We start from the raw sequence: 25,173 nt of genomic DNA, 5'->3' as shown, positions 1-25,173 counted from the left end.
ATTTTATAATTTGTGGCGATAAAATGGATTATTTTGACAGATTAGAAGCTGAAACCCATCACCTATATGACATAGCTAATGAAGCTAGATCAAAGGGATTGGATGTTGAAACAAAAACTGAAGTACCTCTTGCAAAGGATTTAGCTGAAAGAGTAGAAGGGCTTGTTGGTCCTGAAGGAGTTGCGAATCGTATCAAAGAATTAGAGAAAAATATGGATAGGGAATCTGTTGCTTTTGAAATTGCTGCTGAAATTGCATCAGGAAAATTTGAACTTACTGGTGAAAAGGCAGAATGGAATGAAGAGCAAAGATGTGACCAAGGTTTAAGAACTGCACTAGCTATTCTTACTGAAGGAGTAGTAGCTGCACCGCTTGAAGGAATTTCACAAGTAAAAATTAAAGATAATTTCGACGGAACCAAATATATTGGAGTTTATTTTGCAGGACCTATCAGAAGTGCTGGAGGTACAGCAGCGGCACTTTCAGTTCTTTTAGGAGATAAAATCAGAAGAGCAATTAATATTGATGCATTTAAACCAATAGAAGATGAAATTGAAAGATATGTGGAGGAAGTTGAACTTTACGAATCTGAGGTTACAAATCTACAATACTCACCAACACCAGAAGAAGTGAGATTCGCTGCAAACAATATACCTGTAGAGGTAACCGGAGAACAGACTGATCAAGTTGAAGTATCCCACAGAGATTTAGAACGTGTTGAAACCAATAATATTCGTGGAGGAGCACTTCTTGCGATGGTTGAAGGAGTTATCCAAAAATCAAAGAAGATACACAAAATTTCCAATAAATTAGGCCTTAACTGGGAATGGCTTACAGAATATTCCAAACCTAAAAAAGATGATTCGAAAGGAGATGATGACGGAGACTCCGATATCATCAGCGAACCTAAATACATTCAGGATATTATCGGCGGAAGACCTATTTTAGGATATCCTTCTGAAAAAGGAGCGTTCAGACTTAGATACGGAAGAAGCCGAAATACTGGTCTTGCTACAATGGGTGTTCATCCGGCAACAATGGCATTGCTGGAATTTTTAGCAGTTGGAACACAACTTAAAATTGAATATCCCGGAAAAGGTAACTGTGTTGTTCCAGTGGATTCTATTGAAGGACCTGTCGTAAAGCTTAAAAATGGAGACGTTGTAATCATTGACAGTGTGAAACAGGCACGTGAAGTTAAAAAGGATGTAGTTGAAATCTTATTCCTAGGAGACATGCTTGTGGCATTTGGAGAATTTTTAAGAAATAACCAGCCGTTATATCCATCAGGATGGTGTGAGGAATGGTGGATTCAACTACTGACCAGAAGCGAAAACTATGATAAAGACAATAATGATTTAGATTTATACAAACTTGAATATGAATATTTAACTGCAATCGAGGCATTTACTTTATCAAAGAATTATAACATACCACTTCACCCAAAATACACTTATTGTTATAATGACGTGACAATTACAGATTTAAACTCTCTTATTGACCTGATAAACAAACATAAAATTAATTACAGTCCAGGTGAAGAGCTTGAATTAGAATTGTCCTATCAAAAAAGAACCCTTGAAATTATTGGTGTTCCCCATATTGTCCGTGATGGCAAAATTATTATAGATAAAGACCATTCTTATGCATTAGTTATAACATTGCCTAAAAGATTACCTCAAAAATCAACCACCATTGAAGCGATAAATGAGGTATCCCCAGTTGAAATCAAGAATAAAGCTCCTGCATACATTGGTACACGTGTAGGTAGGCCTGAAAAATCAAAAGAAAGATTAATGAAACCTGCCCCACATGGATTATTCCCTATCGGCAATTATGGTGGTTCTAGAAGATTAATAGCAACTGCGGCTAAGAAAGGAAATATTAAAGTTGAATTATCAAGAAGAAAATGTACAAATCCAAGCTGTGGACTTAGCTCTTACAATTCACTCTGTCCAGAATGCGGTCATCCGACCGAAATCAGTTCACCAAGTTCAAAAAATATTCCACTTGCAAGTATGCTTAAAAAAGCATCAGACAATGTTAAAGTGAGAAGAGTGGATGAAGTAAAAGGAGTTGTCGGAATGATTTCCGAGGCCAAATTACCAGAACCTCTTGAAAAAGGAATATTAAGAGCTAAAAATGAAGTATTTACATTTAAAGACGGGACTATACGTCACGACTCAACTGACTTGCCTTTGACACATTTCATTCCTAAAGAAATTGGAGTGACAGTTGAAAAGCTCCATGAAATGGGTTATGAAAAGGACTGTTATGGAAATCCTATCGAAAATGAGAATCAAATCGTTGAACTTAGAGTCCAGGACATTGTTATTTCAGACAACTGCGGAGATTATCTACTGAGAACTGCCAAATTCATTGATGATGAACTTACACGTTATTATGATATGGAGCCATTTTATAATGTTAATGAAAAAAGTGATTTGATTGGACATTTAGTGGCAGGTCTTGCACCGCACACTTCCGCAGGAGTTCTCGGAAGAATTGTCGGTTTTACAAAAGCATTGGGCTGTTATGCTCACCCTTACTTCCACTCTGCAAAACGTAGGAATTGTGACAGTGACGAAGATGCTATAATGCTACTTTTAGATGCTTTAATAAACTTTTCAAAAACATACCTTCCTAACACTAGAGGAGGAAGTATGGATGCTCCTTTAGTTTTATCTTCAAGAATCGACCCTGAAGAGATAGATGATGAATCACACAACCTGGATATTTTTGAAAGATTCCCTGTTGAATTCTATGAAGAGACCTATACCCCTCACAAACCGGCAGAGGTTCTAGAATATATTGATAATGTAGAAATGCATTTAGGAACACCTGAGCAGTATGAAGGATTAATGTTCTCACATCATACCTCAAGCATTCATGCGGGACCTACAGTATGTCTTTATAAAAGATTGCCATCAATGAGAGAAAAAGTTGAGGCCCAAATCAGTCTTGCTGAAAAAATTAGGGCGGTTGATCAAAGAGGAGTTGTTGAAAAAGTTTTATCATCCCACTTTTTGCCTGACATTATGGGCAATTCCAGAGCATTTTCCAAACAAAAGGTCAGATGCACCAAATGCGGATCAAAATATCGTAGAATGCCACTTACAGGAAAATGCCAAAAATGTGGAGGAAATTTAATTCTTTCAGTTTCAAAAGGGTCAGTTACAAAATATCTTGAAATTTCAAGAGACCTGGTTAATAGATATCCCGTTTCCCATTATCTGGAACAACGTCTTGAAATCCAAGAATTTGGTATTAACTCGCTTTTTGAAAGTGATAAATCAAAACAAAGTTCTTTAGATATATTTTTCTAAAGAACCAATTACTTTTCAAATGCTCTCGGGCATTTAATTTTTAATAGCAAATACATAATAAATTTCAGAGTATATAAATATTGTTCGATGCAAGACGAACGATTTATATACTAAAAAATTCAAAGTATTGACTATATTATGTTCGTGCAAATACGAACAATATTTATACAATTAAATTCAATATAATTATAGTTAAAAAAAATAAGGTGGATAATATGGAAAGAAGTTCAGAAATCGGAAATAATTTAAATGAATCCGTTAAAATAAACGTAGAAAAAAATAACGGAATTAAAGAAAGATTTAGTTATGAAAAATTAGTTAAATCTTTAGTAATGGTTGAAACACCATTTTTTGAATCTGATAAGATTATTGCAACTGTTGTATCACAATTATACGACGGAATCACAACTAAAGAAATTAAAAAAATTGTTTACGAATGTTTAGAAAACATCGACAGTGAAATCGCAAACAAATATTTAGCAAGTACCCAATTAAAAGTACGTACTTCCAGAGATACAATCGAAGCATTCGATTTATCTAAAATTGCAAATACTTTGATTGAAGAAACCGGTGCTAGCCAAGAAACTGCTTTTGAAATTGCTACTGAAACCTGGAAAGAACTTAAAAAATTAAATGTTGAATATTTAACCGCTCCAATGATTAGGGAAATGGTTAACACAAAATTAATTGAATACGGATTAGAAGATTTAAGAAGCCGTTACACTCGTTTAGGTATTCCAGTATACAACATTACTTCATTAATTGAAAACGGTAACAGAGATAACGCAAATATGATCCATAACCCAGAAAGTATCCACAAACATGTAGCAGACGAAGCATTAAAACAATATGCATTATTAAAAATGCTCCCATCACATTTAGCAGATGCACATATGGCTGGAGACATTCACATTCACGATTTAGAATTTTTCGCAGGAAGGCCATTAAACTGTATGCAACACGATATCAGAACATTCATCAGATACGGACTTAAAGTAGACGGTACTGGTGACCACACCTCCATTGCAGGAGCACCAAACCATATGGAAACTTTAATGAACCATACTGGTGAAATCATGCTCGCAGCACAACAAAACATGTCTGGAGGACAAGGAATGTCCCTTTGGAACGTATTTGTTGCACCATTTGCAAGAGGAAGAACATATGATGAAATCAAACAATCTGTACAAATGCTTGTTTACAACTTAAACATGGCATATGCCGCAAGAGGATCACAAGTGCCATTCACAAGTATGGCATTGGAATTTGGTGTTCCGGATTTCTTAAAAGACGAAACTGCATACGGACCTAAAGGTAAAGTAGTTGGAACTTATGCTGACTTTGAAGAAGAAACCAGATTAATCCAAAGAGCATTTACTGAAACTTTACTTGCTGGTGATAATGAAGGTAAACCTCATTTATTCCCAAATACTATTTACACCTTAAGACCTGAAACAATGACCAGCGAATATGAAGATGACATCAGATTAGTTCACGAGTTATCTGCAAAATACGGTTCATCCTACTTTGTAAATATGTTCCCAGAATACAGAGGAAAAATGGCAAACTACATGGGATGCAGAACCTGTCTACAAGATACTTGGACCGGTGACTGGGATCAAGATTGTTTAAGAACCGGTAACTTAGCATATGTAACCTTAAACTTCCCTAGAATCGGATACCAATCCAAAGACGAAACCCAAGTATTTGAATACTTAGATGAATATATGGATTTAGCAGTAGAAACCTTAATGCTCAGAAGAGAACAAGGATTAAAATGTTTAAACGATTTCCACATCTTACCATTCTTAAAACAACAAGTTGCTGAAGATTCATATTACAGAATCCAAAATTCAACATTATCCTTTGGTTTCGTTGGACTTAACGAAATGTTATTATCCTTATTCGGCGAAGGTATCGAAAACCCAGATGCAAACAAATTTGGTGTAAAATGTCTCGAATACGTTAATGCAAGAGCTAAAAAATTACAAGAAGAAACTGGACTCAGATGGTCTGTTTTACAAACCCCTGCAGAATCTACTGCATACAGGTTTGCAACACTTGACAAAAAACAATTCGGAGACCAGGCTATCGTACAAGGTGAAGGAAATGCTAACTACTACACCAACTCTTCACACGTACCAGTGGACACCGGTGCTTCATTAATTGAAAAAATCAAAATTGAAGAACAATACCACAGCTTAACTCCTGGAGGACACATCTTCCATGCATTCATGGGAGAATCCTACTCTGATCCAGATTCCTTAATGAGTTTAACAAATAAAATTGCTAAAAAATCCGATATCGGATTCTGGGCTTACAGTTCCGCATTAAGTTTCTGTCTTAAATGTAAAACTTTAATGAAAGGATTAAACACAACCTGCCCTACTTGCGGTGAAAGCGAAGATGTAGAATGGTATGACAGAATTACCGGATACGTGCAACAAGTAGGACGTGCAAAATCCGCTTCTGGCGGATGGAACCCTGGTAAACGTCAAGAACTAATTGACAGAAGAAGATTTGAAGATAACTAGATACCTAGTTATCTTATTCCACCTTATTTTTTTTACAAACCATCAAACAACACCAATATTAAATATTAGGAAATTACCATACTCTCACTTTTTAATATTTTGAATAAAATTAAATGAATATAATTATTAAATATGTATTCTAACAAATTAAAAGATATATTGTTGAAATATTTAAAAGTTATCAAAGCAAGGATAACTATTTATATAATTATTCTCATATAATCAATAAAACAATGTATAAATAGGTGATTTTATGAAAAAGATAATGATTGTTTTAATTGCATTGATTGCAATTGGAGTATCTATTAGTGCTGTTAGCGCTGAGGGATTTAATTTTTCATTTGGAAGCGAATCAAATACTGATGGTGGAGACATAACAATAGAAAATGATAAACTTACCATTCAAGGAGTAGAATTCAAAATTCCTAATGGATTTAAAGAAAATGAAACTGGCAGATTATTAGCAAATCAAACAGAATTATGTGGTGAACCTTGTAAAGTATCACTTACCGAACTTACTAAAGACAACACTACCATCATCGTTAAAACATTCTTCGCTGATGACGGCGAATTTGAAAATTTAACCGGCAATAATTCAAAAACTATTGCTGGCCATAAAGGATTCCTCACCCAAAACGAGGATAATGCAATTTTCGATTATAGTGTTGACGGTAAAATAGTTGAAATTAAAGCACCAACTGAAGCAGATATCGAATCTGTAATAAAATAAAACTTTTGTTTAAAACTTTTTTTTAGAATGTGACTCAGTCACATTTTTTAATTTTTTAATGAATGAAATTAGCATTCCAATTTTTTTAATTAACATTATCCTATATAATTTACATGCAGTTATATTTACAATTCATTTTTTAAATTTATTCATATATTATCGGTAAAATTGAATAAAACAATAAATATTTAACTTAATAAAAAAATAAATCTTAACAATAATCAAAAATACAGATTTGACAGAGATAGTGAAAATCCATCATAAATTTAACTTGCTGAATGGATGAAGATATCTCAAATGATAATGTGCATTACTTGATTAACTTAAGGTGAATTTGAATGAATTTTAAAATAGCAAATAGTAAATTTAAGGAATTATTATTGCCCACAATGCTTATTGTAATGGCATTGAACATAAGTTCTGTTGTCGATAGTGTTTTCGTGGGTATTTTTATTGGTGAATATGCAGTTGGAGCAATTGAAGTTTTAGAACCAGTGATATTATTAGTAACTGTTTTTGAATGGTTATTTGGACTTGGAGGTCAAATTTTAGCATTAAACAAAAAAGCAGAATTCGATACGGAAGGAAGTAATCGCTACTTTACAGTATCCATAGTATTATCTTTTGTTGCCTCTTTAATAATGGCCATTTTTTGTGTAATATTTATGGATCCCCTAGCTTCACTTTTACATGCAACACCCGCAAACAAACCGTTAGTACTGGAATATTCTAGATATTTATTTGGATGTTTTATTGTTTCCACCGTTGCAGGAGTACTTACCCAATATATCCGTGTAGATGGACAGCCAAACTTTGCAACAGCAGTAATCATAATAGCAAATGTAATCAATCTCTTCTTAGATTATATATTCTTATCTTCAGGTATGGGCATGAGTTCAGCTTCACTTGCAACATTTATAGGATATACAGTAGGCCTTGCAGTATGCATATTATATGCCCGCAATCCAAAAAGAACATTCAAATTTACCAGAGCGGCACTTAAACTTAAGACATTCATCAAAACCAGCGCGGAAATGATAAAAGTAGGTTTCCCTGGTGCAAGTATCGGTGTTTTTGATGTGATTTTCGTTTACATATTAAACTATTTCCTAGCTATAACATTAGGAGATACCGGATTGACTACATACATGCTGTGTATGGATGCATTGGTAATCGCAAGTATTATCGATGTGGGTATTTCAGAAACATTGACATCAATCATTCCAATATATTATGCAAAACACGATTATGTAAATGTGAATCATTTAATTAAAATTTCACTTATAATTTCTGTAGTGGCGGCAGTTATTTTAACATTAATGATATGGATATGGCCTGAAGGATTCCTGGCACTTTATAATTTCCACCACAAGGATATTGCAGGATTTGCAGCACATGCACTTAGATTATATTCACTCTTCTTCCTGCTGTCAATACTTCCTAACTTATTGGTATTCTATTACGAAGCTATTGAAAGGTCTGTACTCTCAACAGCAGTTTCAACCCTTTACACACTCGTATTGCCATTGATTTCAGTATTCGTATTGTATAACCTAATAGGATCCGACGGAATATGGCTAGGATTTCCGGTAGCCTGTATAATTTCAATGATTCTTATTGTAATTATCGTTAAAGTAATTCAAAAAAGAGAATCTAAATACAGTGGATTATTCTTTATTGAAGAGGCATTGATTCCTAAAACCAAAAACTTTGTTTTAACAGATAACGATATCAATGCACGGGAAGAATGTATACAGCATTTGAAAAACTTGAATGCTGACGATGAATTCTGTAGCAATGCAAATAAGATTTTTGATGTGATTTTTGATACAAACCCTCATGATACATATGTGGAAGTGCTGGTCATTGATTATGATGACAATATACACCTTGACATCAAGTACGACGGGGAGCATGAAAATCTCAAACATTTGAAAAATAACTTCCCAAAAGACCTCCTTAAATATGCGGAAGTCTTAGGATTCAATACAATTGAATATGTTATGGATAAAAGCTAAATATTTATTTAGCTTTACTTTTTTTATTTTAAATTTTAAATTGAAAATTTTATAATAATAACAAAAAAACTAAAAGTATATTAATACCATTAAACTAAAATTATAATATTATCATATCACTGATGGTAATAGTTATTTTCACATTCTATGTTACTAGTATTTATGGGCTTTTTTAATACTAGGTCGCTGATAACATAGATTCATACCCAGACGAACTGATAAGAGGTTATATAATGCAAAGATCAAGAGGATTAAAAAGTAGATCAAGAAAAAAAATGACTAAAGTACAAAGGCCAGGTAGAACTAACCCAATTACAAACAGACTTCAAAAATTTGAAGAAGGAGATTTAGTTCACATTACAATTAACCCAAGTATTCAAAAAGGACAACCAGCTCCTAGATTCCATGGAAAAACTGGTAAAGTCACTGGTCAAAAAGGAAAAGCTTACATCATATCATTAAAAGATGGAAACAAAGCTAAAGAATTAATTGTTAGACCAGACCACTTAAAATTACAAAACTGATTTTTATGATCGGAAAAGAAATAATTGAAAGTGAAGCAATACCAAGCGCAAAAGTAAAAGAAATTCTTGAAGAGTTTTCAGATGATAATGAATTAAATTATGAACAAAACTTAACTTTAAACCATCTTTCACGATTCAAAAGATATTCTGTGGAAGACAGTGAAGAAATCATGGAAAAACTTCAAGAAGCATTACCAAACTTAAGAACTAGAGCAATTGTCCATATTGTAGATTTAATTCCTAAAGATTTGGCAGATTTAAGATTAATATTTGCTAAAGAACCATATCAACCTTCTAAAGAAGAAATGGAAGAAATTTTAGAAATTTTAGAGCAATATGATATTGATGAATAGTTCTTAAAACTATTCTCTTTTTTTATTATTTTACTTATTTTATTAGCTATTACTAACTTTTTTTAGATATGTTTATTACATTTAAAAATAAAATTTATTAATAAGTTTATCTTTAGTCAATTTTTGATAATAAAACAATAGTGAAGTGATAACATGGATAATAAAAACAATAATAATAAAGGACCAACAGTTAAAAAAGAAGAATATGCTGTTGTACTTGACTATTTAAGTCGTGGATATGTCAAATCCGATATGTCCAAATTTGGTGGAAAAGCTATTGCTCAAGCTATTGGTACAGAACAATTCACTTTACTAGAATTAGCTCCCAAAACCGGAGTAGATTTAGAAATACAAGACACTGTATATATTGGAAAAGAAAAAAGAGACAAAATATATAGAGTTCTTGGAAGATTAGATTTTGAAAACTTAACTGCAACAAGTAGAATCGAATTAGAATATGCAATTCGCGATATTGTTGAATCACAAGAAGAAAAATTCGTTGAATTTTTCAACACTGCTGAAGCATTAAGTACAAGGCTCCACAAGTTAGAGTTAATTCCAGGAATTGGTAAAAAATACATGTGGGAAATTATTGAAGCAAGAGAAGAAAAACCTTTTGAAAGCTTTGAAGACTTTTCACAAAGGCTTCCTAATTTAGCAGATCCTGCAGGAATGATTACAAAAAGAGTGCAACAAGAACTCGACACTTCAACTCCTAAACGAGGAAAAAACAAATATAATTTGTTTACACAAGCTCCTAGACCTCAAAGGAAACCACAAAGAAGACAGAGAAAACCAAGAAAATAAGTGATAAATTGACTAGTGATACCTCCCAATCTTTATCTAAAATTACTAAAAACATTTTAAATCAACATGGGATAACATTAAATAAGAATCTTGGCCAAAATTACTTGATTGATAAAAATAAACGAGATCAAATTATCAATTTTGGAAATATTGATAAAAATGATATTATTTTAGAAATAGGGACTGGAATAGGTACACTAACAATTGAACTTGCTAAAAAAGCAAAAAAAGTAATAGCTATTGAACAAGATGAAAATATCTATAAAATTTTAACCAAACGACTTAAAGATGAAAAAATCGATAATGTAGAACTGATTAATGATGATGCATTAAAAGTTGATTTTCCAAAATTCAATAAAATCATTTCAAATCTACCTTATCAAATCTCATCACCAATAACCTTTAAATTTTTAAATTACGATTTTGATCTGGCCATTCTAATGTATCAGAAAGAATTTGCAGATAGAATGAATGGTGAAGTCGGAAGCAAAAACTATTCCCGACTTTCAGCAATGTTATATTTCAGATGCAATGTAGAAACCTTGACTGATGTTAGTTCAGAAAGTTTCATACCAAAACCAAAAATTGACTCAACAGTGGTTAAATTAACACCAAAAGAAAATAAAATTTCAGATGAGGATTTTGAAATATATTCTAATTTTACAAAGGCATTATTCCAACACAGGAATAAAAAAATTAAAAATGCATTAATTGATTCAAGACATATCATAGGCAATATTGATAAAAAAATTCTTAAAAAACGATTAAATGCTATTGTAGACGACGAAATAAATGACTATCTCTCAAAAAGAGTTATTGTACTAACTCCGGAAGAGATAATGTATTTATCAAAAAATTTAAATCCTATTTTTAATGAGTAGATATTATGCAAGATTTTATTATTAATACTGATGATAATGTTTATATTCCTGCCGAAGACAGTTATCTATTAGCTGATAATTTGGAAATTAAGGAAGGGCAAAGTGTTTTAGAAATTGGAACAGGATCAGGAATTGTTGCAATGTATGCTTCAAAACTGACTGATAAAATAACAGTAACCGACATAAATTTTGATGCATGTGAACTTGCCCGAAAAAATTTCCAAGAAAACAACATAGAAAACGTGGAAATTTTATGGGGCAATCTTTTTGAAGTTGTCAAAAACAGAAAGTTTGATGTAATTTTATTTAATACTCCATATTTACCTACTGAAGATGAGGAAGTTTTAGAAAACACTATAAATTATGCATTTGATGGAGGATTAAATGGACGGAAAGTTATTGACATGTTTTTAGATGAAGTGAGAAATCATTTAAATGATGGAGGAATTGTCCAGATGATACAGTCTTCACTTTCGGGCAATGATGAAACATTAGCAAAATTAGATGAATTAGGATTTATTGCAGAAATAGCTGCATCAGAACATTTCTTTTTTGAAGATATAACATTAATTAATGCATACAAAATATAGGAGATGAAAAAATGAATAGTGGAATGAAATCAATAATATCCGGGATAATTTTTTTAATAATTGCAATAATATTCCTTGCAATAACAAAAAAATATGCATATTTAGGCATACTGCTGATTATTATAGCTGTATTGATGATGATTACTGGATTTGTCAGAAAAAATAATTAAAAGGAGAATTAAAATTCTCCATCAAAAACAAGTGTAGCTGGACCTTTCATGAAAGCTCCAAGCTCATCTTCTTTTTCATATATGTTGAAATTTAAGTCCCCGCCAGGCAAGTGGAGCAAAATATCTTCATCAAATAAACCTAATTTAAAACCAGAAATAGCTGTTGAGGTTGCTCCAGTACCACATGCAAGAGTCACACCAGCGCCCCTTTCCCAAGTAATCATTTTACCTTCGTTTTTGGAAATAACTTCAACAAAGTGAACGTTGATTTTTTCCGGGAAGACTTCATGCGCTTCGATAGCAGGACCATATTTATTGATATCGATTTCATCAACATTGTCAACGAATATTATTGCATGAGGATTTCCTACACTGATGGCGGTAACATTAAAAGTAGTGTCCAATACTTCCAGTTCACCATCCAAAAATTCATCAACATCAGCAGTCATTGGTATTTCAGGAGTTTTAAAAGTAGATAACCCCATATCAACTTTAAATAATACAGGTTCATCATTTTCCAAGGTAATTTCAATAGTTTTAATTCCTGCCCTAGTTTCTACAGTCATTTTTTCTTGTTTTAAAATACCTTTTCTGTAAACAAAATCACCAAAACATCTAATACCATTACCACACATTTCAGCTTCGCTTCCATCAGGATTGAACATTCTGTATCCAATATCAGCAACTTCAGATGGTTCTACGAATAATACTCCGTCACCACCTACTCCAAAGTTTCTGTGGCATAAAATCCTACAGACTTCAGGTTTATCAGCTTCAGGAATAACTTCTCCCTTACTTTCATCAATTATAGGGAAATCATTACCTATTCCATGCATTTTTGAAAATTTTAATCCTTTTAAATCTACCATAGTATCAACTTATTTTAAATGTGGAGGAATACATTGTTTTTTGTATAAATCTTCGAATGTTTCTCTTTGACGAATTACAGAGCATTTTCCATCAGTCACTAATATTTCTGAAGGTAAAGGTCTTGAATTATAATGTGAAGACATGGTAAATCCATAAGCTCCAGCATTCATGATTCCTAAAACATCTCCTTCTTCTATATCAGGCAAAGGTCTGTCACGTGCAAATAAATCTCCTGATTCGCATACATTACCTGCAACATCCACTTCCTGAGTATTAGGAGCATCCATCCTGCTTGCATCTACAATATGATGGTATGAACCATACATTGCTGGCCTTTGGAGTGTGTTGAAACCTGCATCCACTCCAATGAATTTTCTGTAACTTTGTTTTACACTGTTTACAGTTACAAGAAGAACACATGCATCGGCAACTAAGTATCTTCCAGGTTCTAAAAACATTGTAGGATTTCCCATACCATACTGTTCTAATTTTTCTTTAAATAAACCAACGTTGACTTCTGCAAATTTGTCCAAATCCAAAAGATTTTCTTCAGGAGTGTAAGGAACACCCACACCTCCACCGAAGTCAATGAATTCAAAGTCTATTCCAGTATCCTCATGAACTTTTCCCGCAATATCCATTGTTGACTCGATAGCTAATTTGAATGGTTCCGGATCCAAAATTCCAGATCCGATATGAGAATGCATACCAATTGGATTAAATCCTAATTCCTGAGCTAATTTATAAACTTCACTAGCTTCATTATCCATAATACCGAATTTACTCATTACTCCACCGGTAATGGTATGTTCATGGTGCCCTGCACCTACCATCGGATTGACTCTGAATGAAAGTTTAACTCCTTCAGGGTCAATGATTTTAGCTAATCTGTTTAATGCAGAAACTGAATCAATGTTAAGGACAACCCCTTCATTGTGAACATATTCCAATTCTTCATTTGTGATGTTGTTACCTGTAAATAAAATTCTATCTCCGGAAAATCCAAGCATTTTTGAAATGTGAACTTCACCAGGAGATACAGCATCAATGCAACAACCTTCACTTTCTAAAATTTTCATGACAGCAAGGTTTGTATTAGCTTTACATGCATAAAATACTTTAAAATCAGGATAATATTTTGAAAATGCATTATAAAATTTATTATAATTATATCTTACCCTATTTTCATCAATTACAAAGGTTGGAGTTCCAAATTCTTCTGCAATATCTACAGCATCAGCACCACCTATATCAAGGTGGTTTTTGTCGTTTACTTTAATATTTAAATCCATAATTAAAACTCCTAAAAAGTTACATTATAATAATATTATGTCCCAACTTTTATTTAAGATTATTTAAGGAAAAAGGTTTTCCGTTCAAATTATTAAACATTAAACTATAAAATTAATTAGTGATAGTATGAAATCATATGGACTAACTGTTAGAGGAATTATCAAAAATCATAATGAAGAAATCTTAATTTTAAAAAGACACCCCAAAAGCCGAACCGACCCGGAAATGTGGGAACTGCCTGGTGGAAAAGTAGAAAAAGGAGAGTTCTTTACCGATGCATTAGTTCGAGAGATTAAAGAGGAAACCAATCTTGATTGTGAAGTTGGAGACTTCGCAGAGGCAATACAAAACGACTATACACACAAAAGAACCGTTCAATTAATGATGTATATGGAAAATGTTACTGGAGAAGTGAAAATAAGTGAAGAGCATACAGACTGGATGTGGGCAAATTTAGAAAAAATAAAAACATTAGATATTTCAACATCCCTTAAAAAAGTATTGAAAAAAAGAAAATGGGAGATTTAATCAACCATCATGTGCCCCACAATGGTCAAACTATCTCTTCTGCATTTTGGACATGTGGAATTTTGATTCAAATAATATACTTCTTCACCGCAATCCGGACATATGTCAAAATCACGGCGAATGAAAATTGTTAAATCGTTAGTATGTTCAGTAAGTACAGATTTAATATCCGAATCGGAAAAGTCAGCTTTATTTTCAGTAATGACAAATTTATTAATTTGTTTTTTACAATTTGAACAGAAATATCCATGATAAACTCCTGCAAATTTAAAATCATCACCATTAGAAAAGTCATAGTCATCTTCCCCTATATGGAATTCATCGGATACATCCAGAGCGAATGAATAATCTGCTTTTGAAGGCAATTCACTACCACAGTCCAAACATCTCTGGAACTCATCGTCAAATTGAATGATTTTGGGATTATCATTATAATTTTCAATTAGCTGAATAATTTCTCCATCATCCAGTTCAGATGATTTCTTATAAATAATGAATTTATTAATAAATTTTTGACATTCATAACAGTAATAGTTTGCAAAAAATCCTTTTACCGGAGCGTTAGAACTTTCAGCTGATGTTGACATTACCAATGGCTTTAGAGTTACTTGTCCAACCTCATCAATCCAAAAGATTTGATCTATTGAAGTATAAGTGTATCCGCAAGTATTACATAAATATTCCACTTGTCTTGCCATAATAAACCTCCAAAAGATTATTTAACTATAATATTTCATCTAAAGCTTTTACAAATTCGTCAATTTCTTCTTTTGTAATTATTAATGGTGGCACTAATCTTAAAACATTGCCGGCAGTACAGTTAATTAAAAATCCTGCTTCGCGAAGTTTGTCCACATATTCAGCACCAGGTTTGGTCAATTCAATACCGACCATTAATCCTTTACCTCTTACATCGGCAATTATGTCTTTGTCTAATTTTTTTAACTCGGAGATAAAGTAGTCACCGACTTCATTTACATTGTCCAATATGTTATCTGATTCAAATACGTCAAGGACTGCATTTGCTGCTGCTGCAACTAATGGTCCTCCTCCGAAAGTGGTACCGTGATCACCAGGTACAAACGCACTGGCCACTTTTTCAGTTGCAAGAATTCCACCCATTGGAACTCCTCCACCGATACCCTTAGCCATTGTCATGATATCAGGTTTAACATCAAATAGTTCATGAGCAAATAATGTTCCGCATCTTCCAAATCCTGTTTGCACTTCATCCACAATGAATACAATGTTTTTTTCATTACAAATCTTTTGAATTTCTTTTAAATAATCAGCATCAGGAATATTTACTCCACCTTCACCCTGTACAGGTTCAACAATAATGGCAGCAGTTTCATCAGTTATTGCTTCTTTAATAGCTTCAATATCATTATATGGGACATTAATGAAACCTTTTGGCATTATTTGTTTGAATGGTTCGTGATATTCATCATGACCTGTTGCTGCAAGAGTCATTATTGTTCTTCCGTGGAATGAATCTACAGTTGATATGACTTCACTTTTACCAGTGTATTTGACAGCTAACTTAATAGCTCCCTCATTTGCTTCAGCACCACTGTTTGAATAGAATATTCTATCAAAGTGAGTTTTATCAATCAGTCTTTTTGCATAAATTAAAGCAGGTTCATTATAATAAATACTGGAAATATGAATTAGTTTTTCTGCCTGTTCTTGAATTGCTTTTACAAGTTTTGGGTGATTGTGACCTAAACAGTTTACAGCAATCCCTGCAAACATATCCATATATTCATTTCCATCAATATCAGTGACTTTTACACCATCACCATGGTCCAATACAATTGGTTGTCTTGTAAACGTATTAATAAAGTATTCATCTTCAATCTCTATAAGTTCTTTAGTATTCATATAAAAACCTCCATAAACTATTTAATCATTAATATTTATAATATTAATATTATTTAAAAATAGGTGATAAAATGAAAGTCGCAACAATCGAAACTGACAAAGGAAATATAGAACTTGAACTGTTTCCTAATGAAGCACCTGGAACTGTAGCCAACTTTGAAAAATTAATCAAAGAAGGATTTTACGACGGATTAACTTTCCACAGAGTAATTCCTAACTTTGTAATTCAAGGTGGATGTCCAAACGGAAACGGTACCGGCGGACCAGGTTACACCATAAAATGTGAAACCGAAGGAAACCCACACAAACACGGTACCGGTGCATTATCCATGGCACATGCTGGTAAAGACACTGGAGGAAGCCAATTCTTCATTACCCATTGTCCACAACCACACTTAGACGGTGTTCACACAGTATTCGGTCAAGTTATCAAAGGTCAGGATGTTGTAAATGCAATCCAACAGGGAGATGTAATGAACAGAGTGACCGTCGAAGAAAGATAATTACATCTTTCAATTTTCTTTTTTTATTTTAAATTGCTTTAAATTTGTAAAATTGATGTTAAATTAAAGTTAACTATAAATAAACCTCTCACCATACTATAATTAGATTTAAATTAAAATCCAGAGGTTTAAATATGAAACAATTTTACGAGCAAAAACTAGAAATGCAAATTCCTCATAAAAGTTCATTAAATGAGGTAAAAATAATCCCAAATCTTTATGAAACACTAAAAAAATACTTTAAATTTCCCTCTTCAAATTCAGAGTTGATTGAAAAGTTTATTTCAAAAGACATTGAAATGAAAAACATTATTTTAAATTTACCTGAAATTATATCCGAAGAGTTATCCTATAATGAACTTACACTGGATTTCTTGAAAGAAACAGATCCCCATGAAAAAATCCTTGAAATAGTAATCTATTCCACATCGGATGAAAAAACATTACTCCTAAAAGAAGACTTAATCAGCGATAGAATCATTGACAGATATCCAAAAACAGATATTGAATACATAATTCTGGTGGAGCCTTATGAAGAATAATGATTTCGATTGGCATGATTATTTTAAACTTGCCGAATCATATAAATCTGAAGAAGATATTGCAAAAACGAGAACAGGAATTGGAAGATTTTATTATTCCTCCTTTTTAGAATCTAGAGATTATATTTTAAACCATGAACTATTTTAAATCCATATAATGAAGAAATTATGAGGTCCACATCAGGTAGGATCCATCATGAAACCAGATTCACCTTTAAAAAACATGAAAAATTAAATAAAAACAATATTGGTGCCCGGATAAGCCAAAGATTAAATGTGTTAAGAAAATACAGAAACACAGTAGATTATGATTCCAAAAATCCTAAAAATCTAAAACATATATACAATCGCTGCTGTAGAAAATCTAAAAAAATATTTGAATTGCTTCAGGAAATTGAATTAATTTGAACTATCTGATTTAATTCCAACAAATGAAGCAAATACTGATGCAATGCATAGCACCACACAAATAATGCATGTTATTTGACAGCTGCTTATCAATAAAGGATAATATTGAGCGATAATCGGAACATCACCCATCACAAATGCAAATACTAATGTCAATATCCCCATACTCATTGCCTGACCTACTGTACGCATTGTCGCTACTGCAGCTGATGCTACTGATGTGTCTTTCGGCGGAACGGAACCCATGATGACATTTGTATTAGGCGGAGAGAACAACCCGAAACCTATACCATAGATTATCATCGCCACGATTAAAAATACCATTGATGTTGTGCTATCCAAAGATGAGAACATGACAAGCGAAACTGTTCCGAGTGCCATACCGATAGCTGCAAGAATTTGGGGAACAAACTTATCTGACAATCTTCCGGCAATAGGGGCTAAAATCACCTGACACAATGGTGCCACAAGCAATATCAGACCAGCAGTTTGTGAATCGAATCCTTTAATATACTGCAAGTGATAGTTTAAAATTGTTGTTACAGCATAAGTTGCCAGATATGCACATAATGAAGCAAAATTAGAGGATAAAAACTTGCGATTTTTGAAAAATCTTATGTCAAATACAGGATATGTCTGTTTCAGTTCTATCAATCCGAATATCACAAGAATTATTATGCCCAGAACTGTCAGTATTATACCCAGTTGAGTGTTTAAAATAGTGAATCCATACATGAAAAGCACTATTCCAATTCCATAGGCAAATGATCCTTTTATATCAAGCGGAATGTTTTCAAATGAACTCCATTCATCATCGATTCTTGTTAGAAGTAAAGCTAAAATTACAAACAGGAATGGAACACCGAACAATACTACAGATCTCCAACCCAAATTATAATTCAAGACACCTCCAATAAAAGGAGACAATGACAAACCTACATAAACACCAGTTATATTTATACCCAATGCCTTACCACGTTCTTCAGGAGGGAAAGCATTAACAATCATCGCCATCGAAGTGACATTAATAAAAGATAGTGAAATGCCTAAAATCAATCTGCAGGCCAAGAATTGTTCCTGTGATGTTACAAGCACATTGACAATTGAAATAATGATAAATAAAACTATACTCAGGATTGTAACTTTCTTAAGACCGTATTTTCCCGAAATCTGACCTGCCGGAACAGACAGTATCGCCACTACAAGTAAAAAAATGATAGTTACCCAGTTTTGAACAATATTGCTCATGTGAAATTCGGCTGCAATTGATGGAATGACAATAGTCACCGCATTGACTGCAAAAACCGTGAAAAATGACAATACAGTACAAACTAATAAAAGTAAATTTTTCTTTTCCATTAATAATTATATATTAAAAATGAACTTTATATATTTTTTAAAATATTCCACAGTTCATGGAACCTAACTTTCAATATATAACATTTCTACAAACTTTAGAAAAATGTATTAAAAAAGATGCACCTAAAAATTAAATTTATTTTAGTTTACTCATCAAACCGGATTTTCTTGCATAATGGAACAAATAAAGCTGTACATATCCAGCATTATTTCCAAATTCTTCCATTCCAAAATCACGGACTTTGGCCACACTCATATCCTTTCCGTCAAAATATAAATGTGAAACTATACGTTTTATCCAGACATCAGAAGGAAAAGCTTCCCTAAAGTTAAATCCATAAAGCAATATGCAATCAGCGACCTTCGGACCGACTCCAGGAACTTTCAATATTGTTTCAAATGCTTCATCATAATCCATTGCAAAAATTTCCCTGAAATCAATTTCACCTGTAAACATCTCTGATGCCATTCTCATGTATGGTGCTCTATATCCTACGCCACAACTTTTAAGATTATTATTACACATTGAAATATTTTGAATATTTGATGAATTTAATTCCTGTTCTTCATCCAAATATACATTTAATAAATCCTTGCTTTGAGGAAAAGTATAGTAATTTCCATATTGATTTCCCCAATTACACTTTATCTGAGAAATTGATTTCGTCCATCGTTTAATGGAATTGTTGGCAGAACATATTGATGATATTATACACTCAAATGGATCGGGTGCCAAAAATAGTCTTAAACCATTGCAGAACTTGGACATTTCTGCAAGTTCAGCATGATTACCCAGATATTTATAGAATTTATTCAAATCAAAATCCAAATCAAAAATATAGCTTAATTTCGAAATAGCTTTCTTTTGAGAAACATTGCCCCTAAAATTAAAATCCAGAAAATCACCGGCCTGCCTCAAATTAAAAACAACCGGCTCACCATCAACCAGAACAACATTGCTGTAACAGTTATCAACTTCCATCCAGGGAGGCTGTGAAGTCTGACCGGACAGTTGTGTCAGTTCCAAATCAATAGGTGCTTCAACAATCATAAGCGAACAGCCACATTATTTTCTTTCAAGTATTCCTTTACAGTGCCTATTGAATATTGGTTAAAATGAAATATGCTTGCTGCAAGAGCAGCTGACACATCAGTCTTTTCAAACACTTCTAAAATGTGTTTTGGCTCACCAACACCACCACTGGCAATTACCGGAATATCAACTGCATCATTAATGGTTTTATTCAACTCAATATCATATCCGTTTTGAGTTCCGTCACCATCCATACTGGTCAATAAAATCTCACCGGCACCCAAATCCTGACATTTCTGAGCCCATTGAATAGCATCGATGCCTGTGAATTCACGACCACCATAAATACTAGTATCAAACCAGCAGTAACCTTTTTCAGTTTCAATAACTGTTTTATCCGGCACATCATCAGGATGATCAACATATCTTCTTTTTGCATCAATTCCAATTACAACAGCCTGTGATCCGACTACTTTTGATGCTTCAGTTAAAAGTTCCGGATTTTTGATAGCCGCAGTGTTTGTTGAGCATTTATCTGCACCCGCTTTAAGCATTTTAATGTAATCGTCAACTTTCCTTATTCCACCACCAACACAAATTGGCATAAACACATTTTCAGTCAATCTGTCAATAACATCAGCCATGGTAGCTCGTCTTTCATGTGAAGCAGTAATATCCAAAACTACAACTTCATCGGCACCTTCTTCATAATATCGTGTTGCAAGATCTACAGGATTACCTGCATATTTGATTTCCTTAAATTCAACACCTTTTACAACCCTACCTTCCGGAACCTGCAAATCACAATCTAGACATGGAATAATTCTTTTAGTTAACATAGTATCAAAATAATAAAAAAAGTAGTGAATTTTTGCTTATAGAATATTCTTAAGCAGAATATCTTAAAACAAAACAAAGTATTGCTATAATAACAGTAGCAACGAGAACATGTTCAGGAGAAAGTTTTGGGCCTACACTTTCTTCATCAAAATATCTTACTAAACCTGCACCTGTCTGAGGCATAGAAATCTTATTATCCTTTTTTGCCATAGTAATCTCCTTCCTAATTAATTAATTAAAATAATTGTATATAAATATTTTTTTCATAGTATATATAGTTTAAATTTTTTCTTTTTTGATAACCTTGATATCACTTATACGAGTATCTGGATATTGGCCGTTCTCATCTTTTTCAACTGCCTTGACCATGTCCCATACAGTAAGCAACGCTACACTAACGCCAGTAATAGCTTCCATTTCAACTCCAGTTTTACCTAAAGTATTAACAGCACAGGTAGCTATGATTTCTGTTTGCTTAACTTCAAAATCAAGTTCAATACCAGTTAAAGCCAACGGATGACAAAGTGGAATTATTGAAGAAGTATTTTTAACTGCCTGAATTCCTGCAATTTGAGCAGTGGTAAGTACATTACCCTTTTTAATTTCTTCATTTTGAATTAAATCAACAGTATGTTTATCTAAAAAAATACTACCTCTGGCAATAGCCCTTCTTTTTTGGTCCGGCTTAGCACCAACTTCAACCATATGTACTCCGCTATCAGTTAAATGTGTAAATTCATCTGCCATAATATCTACTTCTCGCTTACTTCAATTACATCCAATTGTTCACAAACTGCAGTGACTCCTAAAACTTCACTAACATTAGGATGACTTCTTCCGTCATCGCCTGAAATTAACTCTTTAATATACAGTCCGCCTTCAGTTTTGATGCGCATATTAAATGTTGTATCATCCACAATTTCATAAGATAAATCTAACACATGTTTGATGCGTACCTTATCTGCACGGCGCCTTAAAACCCTCAAAGGAGTTTGCTGATGTATTTCATCGAATTCTGTTAATAATTCAAGCTTATCTTTGTCATATGCATTTTCACATTTGACAAATGCATTATAAACCTTATATGTATCCGGAGAAGATTGCTTAATTTCCGCTTTTCTTCTTCTCTGGCAAACATGCAAATTATGATAAGAAGTTTTACCTTCATTAATCTTATTAATTTCCTTTTCTAATGATGGCAGATCAAGATTTCTAATTTTAGGTTCCTTGATTTCCAAAACAAATGGCCTACCAGAACCCAACATCAAAACGTCAATATCTTCCCTGCCCGCACCATGGAATTTGGCTTCCTTTCCTTTGGTCAGTTTTAAAAAATGCTCGGAAATCAATTCTTCAACTGATTCAGGATACTGTTTGCCCGTGTAATTGCACTCTTCACAGCCTCTTCCCTTGCATTTGGTACATGGCCATTTGGTTTGAGGTATTCCACGTTTTAATTTATTGTATTTGCCTTCAACATATAACGGGTTAATCTGAATTCTGACTTTAGGTTCATTAATTAAGTCTATATTGAAAACTATGTCCTGACTTTCAAATTCTGCTTCCTTGTCATATATTTCCCAAATGCCAAGACCTATTAATCGATTAACTTCCTTTTTAATAGTTTCAACACTTAAATTTAATTTTTCAGATAATTCCTCATCTCTATTTTGAATATCCTTACTGATTTTTGAACCCACTAAAAATGTGTCAAATTCAACGCCCAGCTGATTAATCTTATCATCAATCTTTTTATATAAATCATCATTGAGCTTATCGAACAGATTATCGCAAACAACACAGTCCACATCATCCAAGTCTATTCCAAATTCACTGCAGATCTTATCCGCCCTTTCAATATTATTGGATCCTTCAACTGTTTTAGATAATTTGCGGCCGAGACAATTCTTACAGATTTTACCATCAGTTTCATCAAGTATTTGTTTAGCTAATTCATACATGTTATCTGTTCATAAATTGTCCCATCATACGGTTCATTGCTCCGCCGCCTAAACGGCCACCACGTTTTCCAATACCTTTCATGGTCTTTTTGGTGTTGTTATAATATTTTAAAAGTTCTTTTACTTCACTTTCATCAACACCGGATCCTCTTGCAATTCTTTGAATACGTGACTGTTTGATGATTTTTGGGTTTAGCATTTCCTCTTCCGTCATGGAAGACATCATAATCTTATAAGAATCAATCTTATCCTCAGTCATTTTTGAAGCTTCTTTGGTAATCTTATTTCCCATACCAGGAATCATATTCAGCACTTGCTGCATCGGACCCATCTTATTCATCATTTCGAACTGGTTTTTCATATCCAACAAGGTGAATTTACCTGTAAGCATATTGTTCATAGTCTTTTCAGCAATGTCTTCATCGATATTTTCTTCAGCTTTTTCAATCAGGGACTGGATATCTCCCATACCAAGCAATCTTGAAATAAATCTTTGAGGATCAAATAACTCAAAGTCATCGATTCTTTCACCAGTACCTATGAATTTAATTGGAGCACCAGTTTCTGCAACCGCAGACATTGCACCTCCACCTTTAGCTGAACCGTCCAATTTTGTAATGATGATTGAACCTATATCAGTAGCTTGTGAAAATGCTTTTGCCTGTTCACCAGCCTGCTGACCGATAGTTCCATCAATAACCAGAATAGCTTCAGTAGGATTGATTATATTATCCAATTCATCCATTTCAGCAATCAGGTCCTCTTCCTGCTTATGCCTACCTGCTGTATCGAAAATAATAACTTTTCTGTTTTTGAACTCCTGCAAACCTTTCTGTGCCAGATCCAAAGCATCCTTATTATTTGGATCCCCATACAATGGAACATCCATTTCTTCTGTAAGTTGCCTTAACTGCTCATAAGCAGCAGGCCTCCATGTGTCTGTACAAACAACAGCAGGATTGAACCCTTTTTTCTGCAGATATCTGCATAATTTACCTATAGTGGTTGTCTTACCTGAACCCTGAAGACCAAGGAATAAAATTTTATAAGGTTTTTCATTAATGTCCAAACCTGCAGCATCGCTACCCAGTAGGTTTACCATTTCTTCATAAATAATTGTTATAACATGTTCTCTTGGAGTGATACCCTTTGGAGGTTCTTCTTCAAGAGCTCTTGATTCAATTTTTTTGGATAAATCTAAAACTAATTTAATATTTACGTCAGATTGAATTAAAGCTCGTTGAATATCTTTTACAACTTCTTTAATTGTTTTTTTATCAATAACTGACATCCCTACTAATTTCTTCATTGTATTAGTAAGATTTTCTCCTAAACTTCCGAGCATTGCCATATTATCACTTTAATAAAAATTCATTTTTAGCAAAATTATATAATTGTATTAAATTATATTTATATTTAATAAGTTTTTATAATTTTTGTGTGATACTATGTTAGAAGAAGTAAAAAAATCTTTAGAAGCATCCCCTATTGTGAAGAAAGGAGATTACAATTACTTTGTAAATCCAATTAGTGACGGCGTACCAGCAATGGACCCAAAAATGCTTAGAGAATTATCTTTAGCAGTTTATAAACATGCTGATTTAAATATTGATAAAATTGTTGCTGTTGAAGCTATGGGAATCCATTTAGCTACTGCACTATCCTTGACAACCGACATTCCATTTGTCGTTATACGTAAAAGACAATATGGTCTCGAAGGAGAAAAGGAAGTTTATCAGAAAACAGGATACGGCTCATCAAACCTTTATGTTAATGATTTGCATGAAGGAGAAAAAATTCTTCTCATCGATGATGTGGTAAGTACCGGCGGAACCCTAATTGCATTGATAAAAACTTTAGAAGACATGGGCTTAGACATCAAGTCTGTTGTTGCCGTTATTGAAAAGGGAAAAGGAAAAGAAATAGTTGAAAATGAAACCAACGTAGAGGTATTGTCTATTGTAAAATTAGACGTAATTGATGGAAAAGTAGTAATTGAAAAAACAATCGAAGATTAAA

Annotated in this window: 27 protein-coding genes; 16 read left to right on the top strand and 11 right to left on the bottom strand. The window is 33.1% G+C overall.

From position 1 onward, the window contains the following. Positions 1-23: 23 nt before the first annotated feature. The 10 genes from polC to Q0P94_RS01085 all read left to right on the top strand — a co-directional run bounded on the left by polC (position 24) and on the right by Q0P94_RS01085 (position 11,933). A complete protein-coding gene (gene polC, locus Q0P94_RS01130) occupies positions 24-3,326 on the top strand; it encodes a DNA polymerase II large subunit (RefSeq protein WP_295112725.1) in 3,303 nt (1,100 codons plus the stop codon). Between the two features lie 215 nt (positions 3,327-3,541). After that, positions 3,542-5,860: an anaerobic ribonucleoside-triphosphate reductase gene (gene nrdD / locus Q0P94_RS01125; RefSeq protein ID WP_295112722.1), complete on the top strand. Its 2,319-nt coding sequence runs from the start codon at positions 3,542-3,544 to the stop codon at positions 5,858-5,860. 253 nt (positions 5,861-6,113) lie between these two features. Beyond that, positions 6,114-6,590: a hypothetical protein gene (locus tag Q0P94_RS01120; protein WP_295112719.1), complete on the top strand. Its 477-nt coding sequence runs from the start codon at positions 6,114-6,116 to the stop codon at positions 6,588-6,590. A gap of 338 nt (positions 6,591-6,928) precedes the next feature. Next, positions 6,929-8,608, top strand: coding sequence for an MATE family efflux transporter (locus Q0P94_RS01115; protein WP_295112716.1), 1,680 nt, complete (start codon positions 6,929-6,931; stop codon positions 8,606-8,608). Positions 8,609-8,841: 233 nt separating this feature from the next. Continuing rightward, positions 8,842-9,132: a 50S ribosomal protein L21e gene (locus Q0P94_RS01110; RefSeq protein WP_295112712.1), complete on the top strand. Its 291-nt coding sequence runs from the start codon at positions 8,842-8,844 to the stop codon at positions 9,130-9,132. 5 nt (positions 9,133-9,137) lie between these two features. Further along, positions 9,138-9,485 (top strand): RNA polymerase Rpb4 family protein, encoded by a 348-nt coding sequence (locus Q0P94_RS01105; RefSeq protein ID WP_295112709.1) that lies wholly within the window; start codon positions 9,138-9,140, stop codon positions 9,483-9,485. A gap of 153 nt (positions 9,486-9,638) precedes the next feature. Continuing rightward, positions 9,639-10,292, top strand: a complete 654-nt coding sequence (locus Q0P94_RS01100; protein ID WP_295112706.1) for a DUF655 domain-containing protein — start codon at positions 9,639-9,641, stop codon at positions 10,290-10,292. Positions 10,293-10,300: 8 nt separating this feature from the next. Further along, the gene (gene rsmA, locus Q0P94_RS01095) at positions 10,301-11,173 is read left to right on the top strand and encodes a 16S rRNA (adenine(1518)-N(6)/adenine(1519)-N(6))-dimethyltransferase RsmA (RefSeq protein ID WP_295112703.1); all 873 of its coding nucleotides are present in this window, start codon (positions 10,301-10,303) and stop codon (positions 11,171-11,173) included. Between the two features lie 5 nt (positions 11,174-11,178). Next, positions 11,179-11,763, top strand: a complete 585-nt coding sequence (locus Q0P94_RS01090; protein ID WP_295112701.1) for a HemK2/MTQ2 family protein methyltransferase — start codon at positions 11,179-11,181, stop codon at positions 11,761-11,763. Between the two features lie 11 nt (positions 11,764-11,774). Continuing rightward, the gene (locus Q0P94_RS01085; protein WP_295112698.1) at positions 11,775-11,933 is read left to right on the top strand and encodes a hypothetical protein; all 159 of its coding nucleotides are present in this window, start codon (positions 11,775-11,777) and stop codon (positions 11,931-11,933) included. Positions 11,934-11,941: 8 nt separating this feature from the next. Here Q0P94_RS01085 and dapF read toward each other — a convergent pair whose 3' ends face one another. Both dapF and lysA read right to left on the bottom strand, forming a co-directional pair. After that, positions 11,942-12,802 carry a diaminopimelate epimerase gene (gene dapF / locus Q0P94_RS01080; RefSeq protein ID WP_295112696.1) on the bottom strand — a complete coding sequence of 287 codons (861 nt, stop codon included), beginning with the start codon at positions 12,800-12,802 and terminating at the stop codon, positions 11,942-11,944. A 9-nt stretch (positions 12,803-12,811) separates the two neighbouring features. Further along, on the bottom strand, positions 12,812-14,095 hold the full coding sequence (gene lysA, locus Q0P94_RS01075; RefSeq protein WP_295112694.1) for a diaminopimelate decarboxylase: 1,284 nt from the start codon (positions 14,093-14,095) through the stop codon (positions 12,812-12,814). A 127-nt stretch (positions 14,096-14,222) separates the two neighbouring features. Between lysA and Q0P94_RS01070 the strand changes: the two genes are divergently transcribed. After that, positions 14,223-14,624, top strand: coding sequence for an NUDIX domain-containing protein (locus Q0P94_RS01070; protein ID WP_295112691.1), 402 nt, complete (start codon positions 14,223-14,225; stop codon positions 14,622-14,624). Here the strand turns inward: Q0P94_RS01070 and Q0P94_RS01065 are convergent. Next, complete coding sequence (locus Q0P94_RS01065; protein ID WP_295112689.1) at positions 14,621-15,322, bottom strand: hypothetical protein; 702 nt, start codon at positions 15,320-15,322, stop codon at positions 14,621-14,623. The two genes, Q0P94_RS01070 and Q0P94_RS01065, sit on opposite strands and share 4 nt — an antisense overlap. A 25-nt stretch (positions 15,323-15,347) precedes the next feature. Further along, positions 15,348-16,508, bottom strand: a complete 1,161-nt coding sequence (locus Q0P94_RS01060) for an acetylornithine transaminase (RefSeq protein ID WP_295112686.1) — start codon at positions 16,506-16,508, stop codon at positions 15,348-15,350. 71 nt (positions 16,509-16,579) lie between these two features. On the opposite strand from Q0P94_RS01060, the gene Q0P94_RS01055 reads away from it, so the two are divergent. The 4 genes from Q0P94_RS01055 to Q0P94_RS01040 all read left to right on the top strand — a co-directional run bounded on the left by Q0P94_RS01055 (position 16,580) and on the right by Q0P94_RS01040 (position 17,961). Then, a complete protein-coding gene (locus Q0P94_RS01055) occupies positions 16,580-17,011 on the top strand; it encodes a peptidylprolyl isomerase (protein WP_295112684.1) in 432 nt (143 codons plus the stop codon). 134 nt (positions 17,012-17,145) lie between these two features. Next, entirely contained in the window at positions 17,146-17,553 is a 408-nt protein-coding gene (locus Q0P94_RS01050) for a hypothetical protein (protein ID WP_295112681.1), read from the top strand. After that, positions 17,543-17,701 carry a hypothetical protein gene (locus tag Q0P94_RS01045; RefSeq protein ID WP_295112678.1) on the top strand — a complete coding sequence of 53 codons (159 nt, stop codon included), beginning with the start codon at positions 17,543-17,545 and terminating at the stop codon, positions 17,699-17,701. The genes Q0P94_RS01050 and Q0P94_RS01045 overlap by 11 nt, the downstream gene beginning before the upstream one ends. 20 nt (positions 17,702-17,721) lie before the next feature. After that, positions 17,722-17,961: a hypothetical protein gene (locus Q0P94_RS01040; protein WP_295112675.1), complete on the top strand. Its 240-nt coding sequence runs from the start codon at positions 17,722-17,724 to the stop codon at positions 17,959-17,961. Here the strand turns inward: Q0P94_RS01040 and Q0P94_RS01035 are convergent. The 7 genes from Q0P94_RS01035 to Q0P94_RS01005 all read right to left on the bottom strand — a co-directional run bounded on the left by Q0P94_RS01035 (position 17,953) and on the right by Q0P94_RS01005 (position 24,505). Next, positions 17,953-19,320: an MFS transporter gene (locus tag Q0P94_RS01035; RefSeq protein ID WP_295112673.1), complete on the bottom strand. Its 1,368-nt coding sequence runs from the start codon at positions 19,318-19,320 to the stop codon at positions 17,953-17,955. The two genes, Q0P94_RS01040 and Q0P94_RS01035, sit on opposite strands and share 9 nt — an antisense overlap. A 136-nt stretch (positions 19,321-19,456) precedes the next feature. Beyond that, positions 19,457-20,371, bottom strand: a complete 915-nt coding sequence (locus Q0P94_RS01030; protein ID WP_295112670.1) for a DNA glycosylase — start codon at positions 20,369-20,371, stop codon at positions 19,457-19,459. Next, positions 20,368-21,192 carry an imidazole glycerol phosphate synthase subunit HisF gene (hisF, locus tag Q0P94_RS01025; RefSeq protein WP_295112667.1) on the bottom strand — a complete coding sequence of 275 codons (825 nt, stop codon included), beginning with the start codon at positions 21,190-21,192 and terminating at the stop codon, positions 20,368-20,370. The genes Q0P94_RS01030 and hisF overlap by 4 nt, the downstream gene beginning before the upstream one ends. 49 nt (positions 21,193-21,241) lie before the next feature. Continuing rightward, complete coding sequence (locus tag Q0P94_RS01020; protein ID WP_295112664.1) at positions 21,242-21,403, bottom strand: preprotein translocase subunit Sec61beta; 162 nt, start codon at positions 21,401-21,403, stop codon at positions 21,242-21,244. 69 nt (positions 21,404-21,472) lie between these two features. Further along, positions 21,473-21,940 carry a cyclic pyranopterin monophosphate synthase MoaC gene (gene moaC, locus Q0P94_RS01015; RefSeq protein ID WP_295112660.1) on the bottom strand — a complete coding sequence of 156 codons (468 nt, stop codon included), beginning with the start codon at positions 21,938-21,940 and terminating at the stop codon, positions 21,473-21,475. 5 nt (positions 21,941-21,945) lie between these two features. Further along, positions 21,946-23,154 carry a tRNA pseudouridine(54/55) synthase Pus10 gene (locus Q0P94_RS01010; protein WP_295112657.1) on the bottom strand — a complete coding sequence of 403 codons (1,209 nt, stop codon included), beginning with the start codon at positions 23,152-23,154 and terminating at the stop codon, positions 21,946-21,948. 1 nt (position 23,155) lies between these two features. Further along, on the bottom strand, positions 23,156-24,505 hold the full coding sequence (locus tag Q0P94_RS01005) for a signal recognition particle protein Srp54 (RefSeq protein ID WP_295112655.1): 1,350 nt from the start codon (positions 24,503-24,505) through the stop codon (positions 23,156-23,158). Between the two features lie 97 nt (positions 24,506-24,602). Between Q0P94_RS01005 and hpt the strand changes: the two genes are divergently transcribed. Continuing rightward, a complete protein-coding gene (gene hpt, locus Q0P94_RS01000) occupies positions 24,603-25,172 on the top strand; it encodes a hypoxanthine/guanine phosphoribosyltransferase (RefSeq protein ID WP_295112653.1) in 570 nt (189 codons plus the stop codon). The last annotated feature ends 1 nt before the right edge of the window (position 25,173 follow it).

Origin of the sequence: uncultured Methanobrevibacter sp. (assembly GCF_946184425.1) — an archaeon.
In the GTDB taxonomy this organism is placed as follows: Archaea; Methanobacteriota; Methanobacteria; order Methanobacteriales; family Methanobacteriaceae; genus Methanocatella.
Note: the sequence above shows the minus strand (reverse complement) of the source record. Positions and strands in the feature narration are given on the sequence as shown.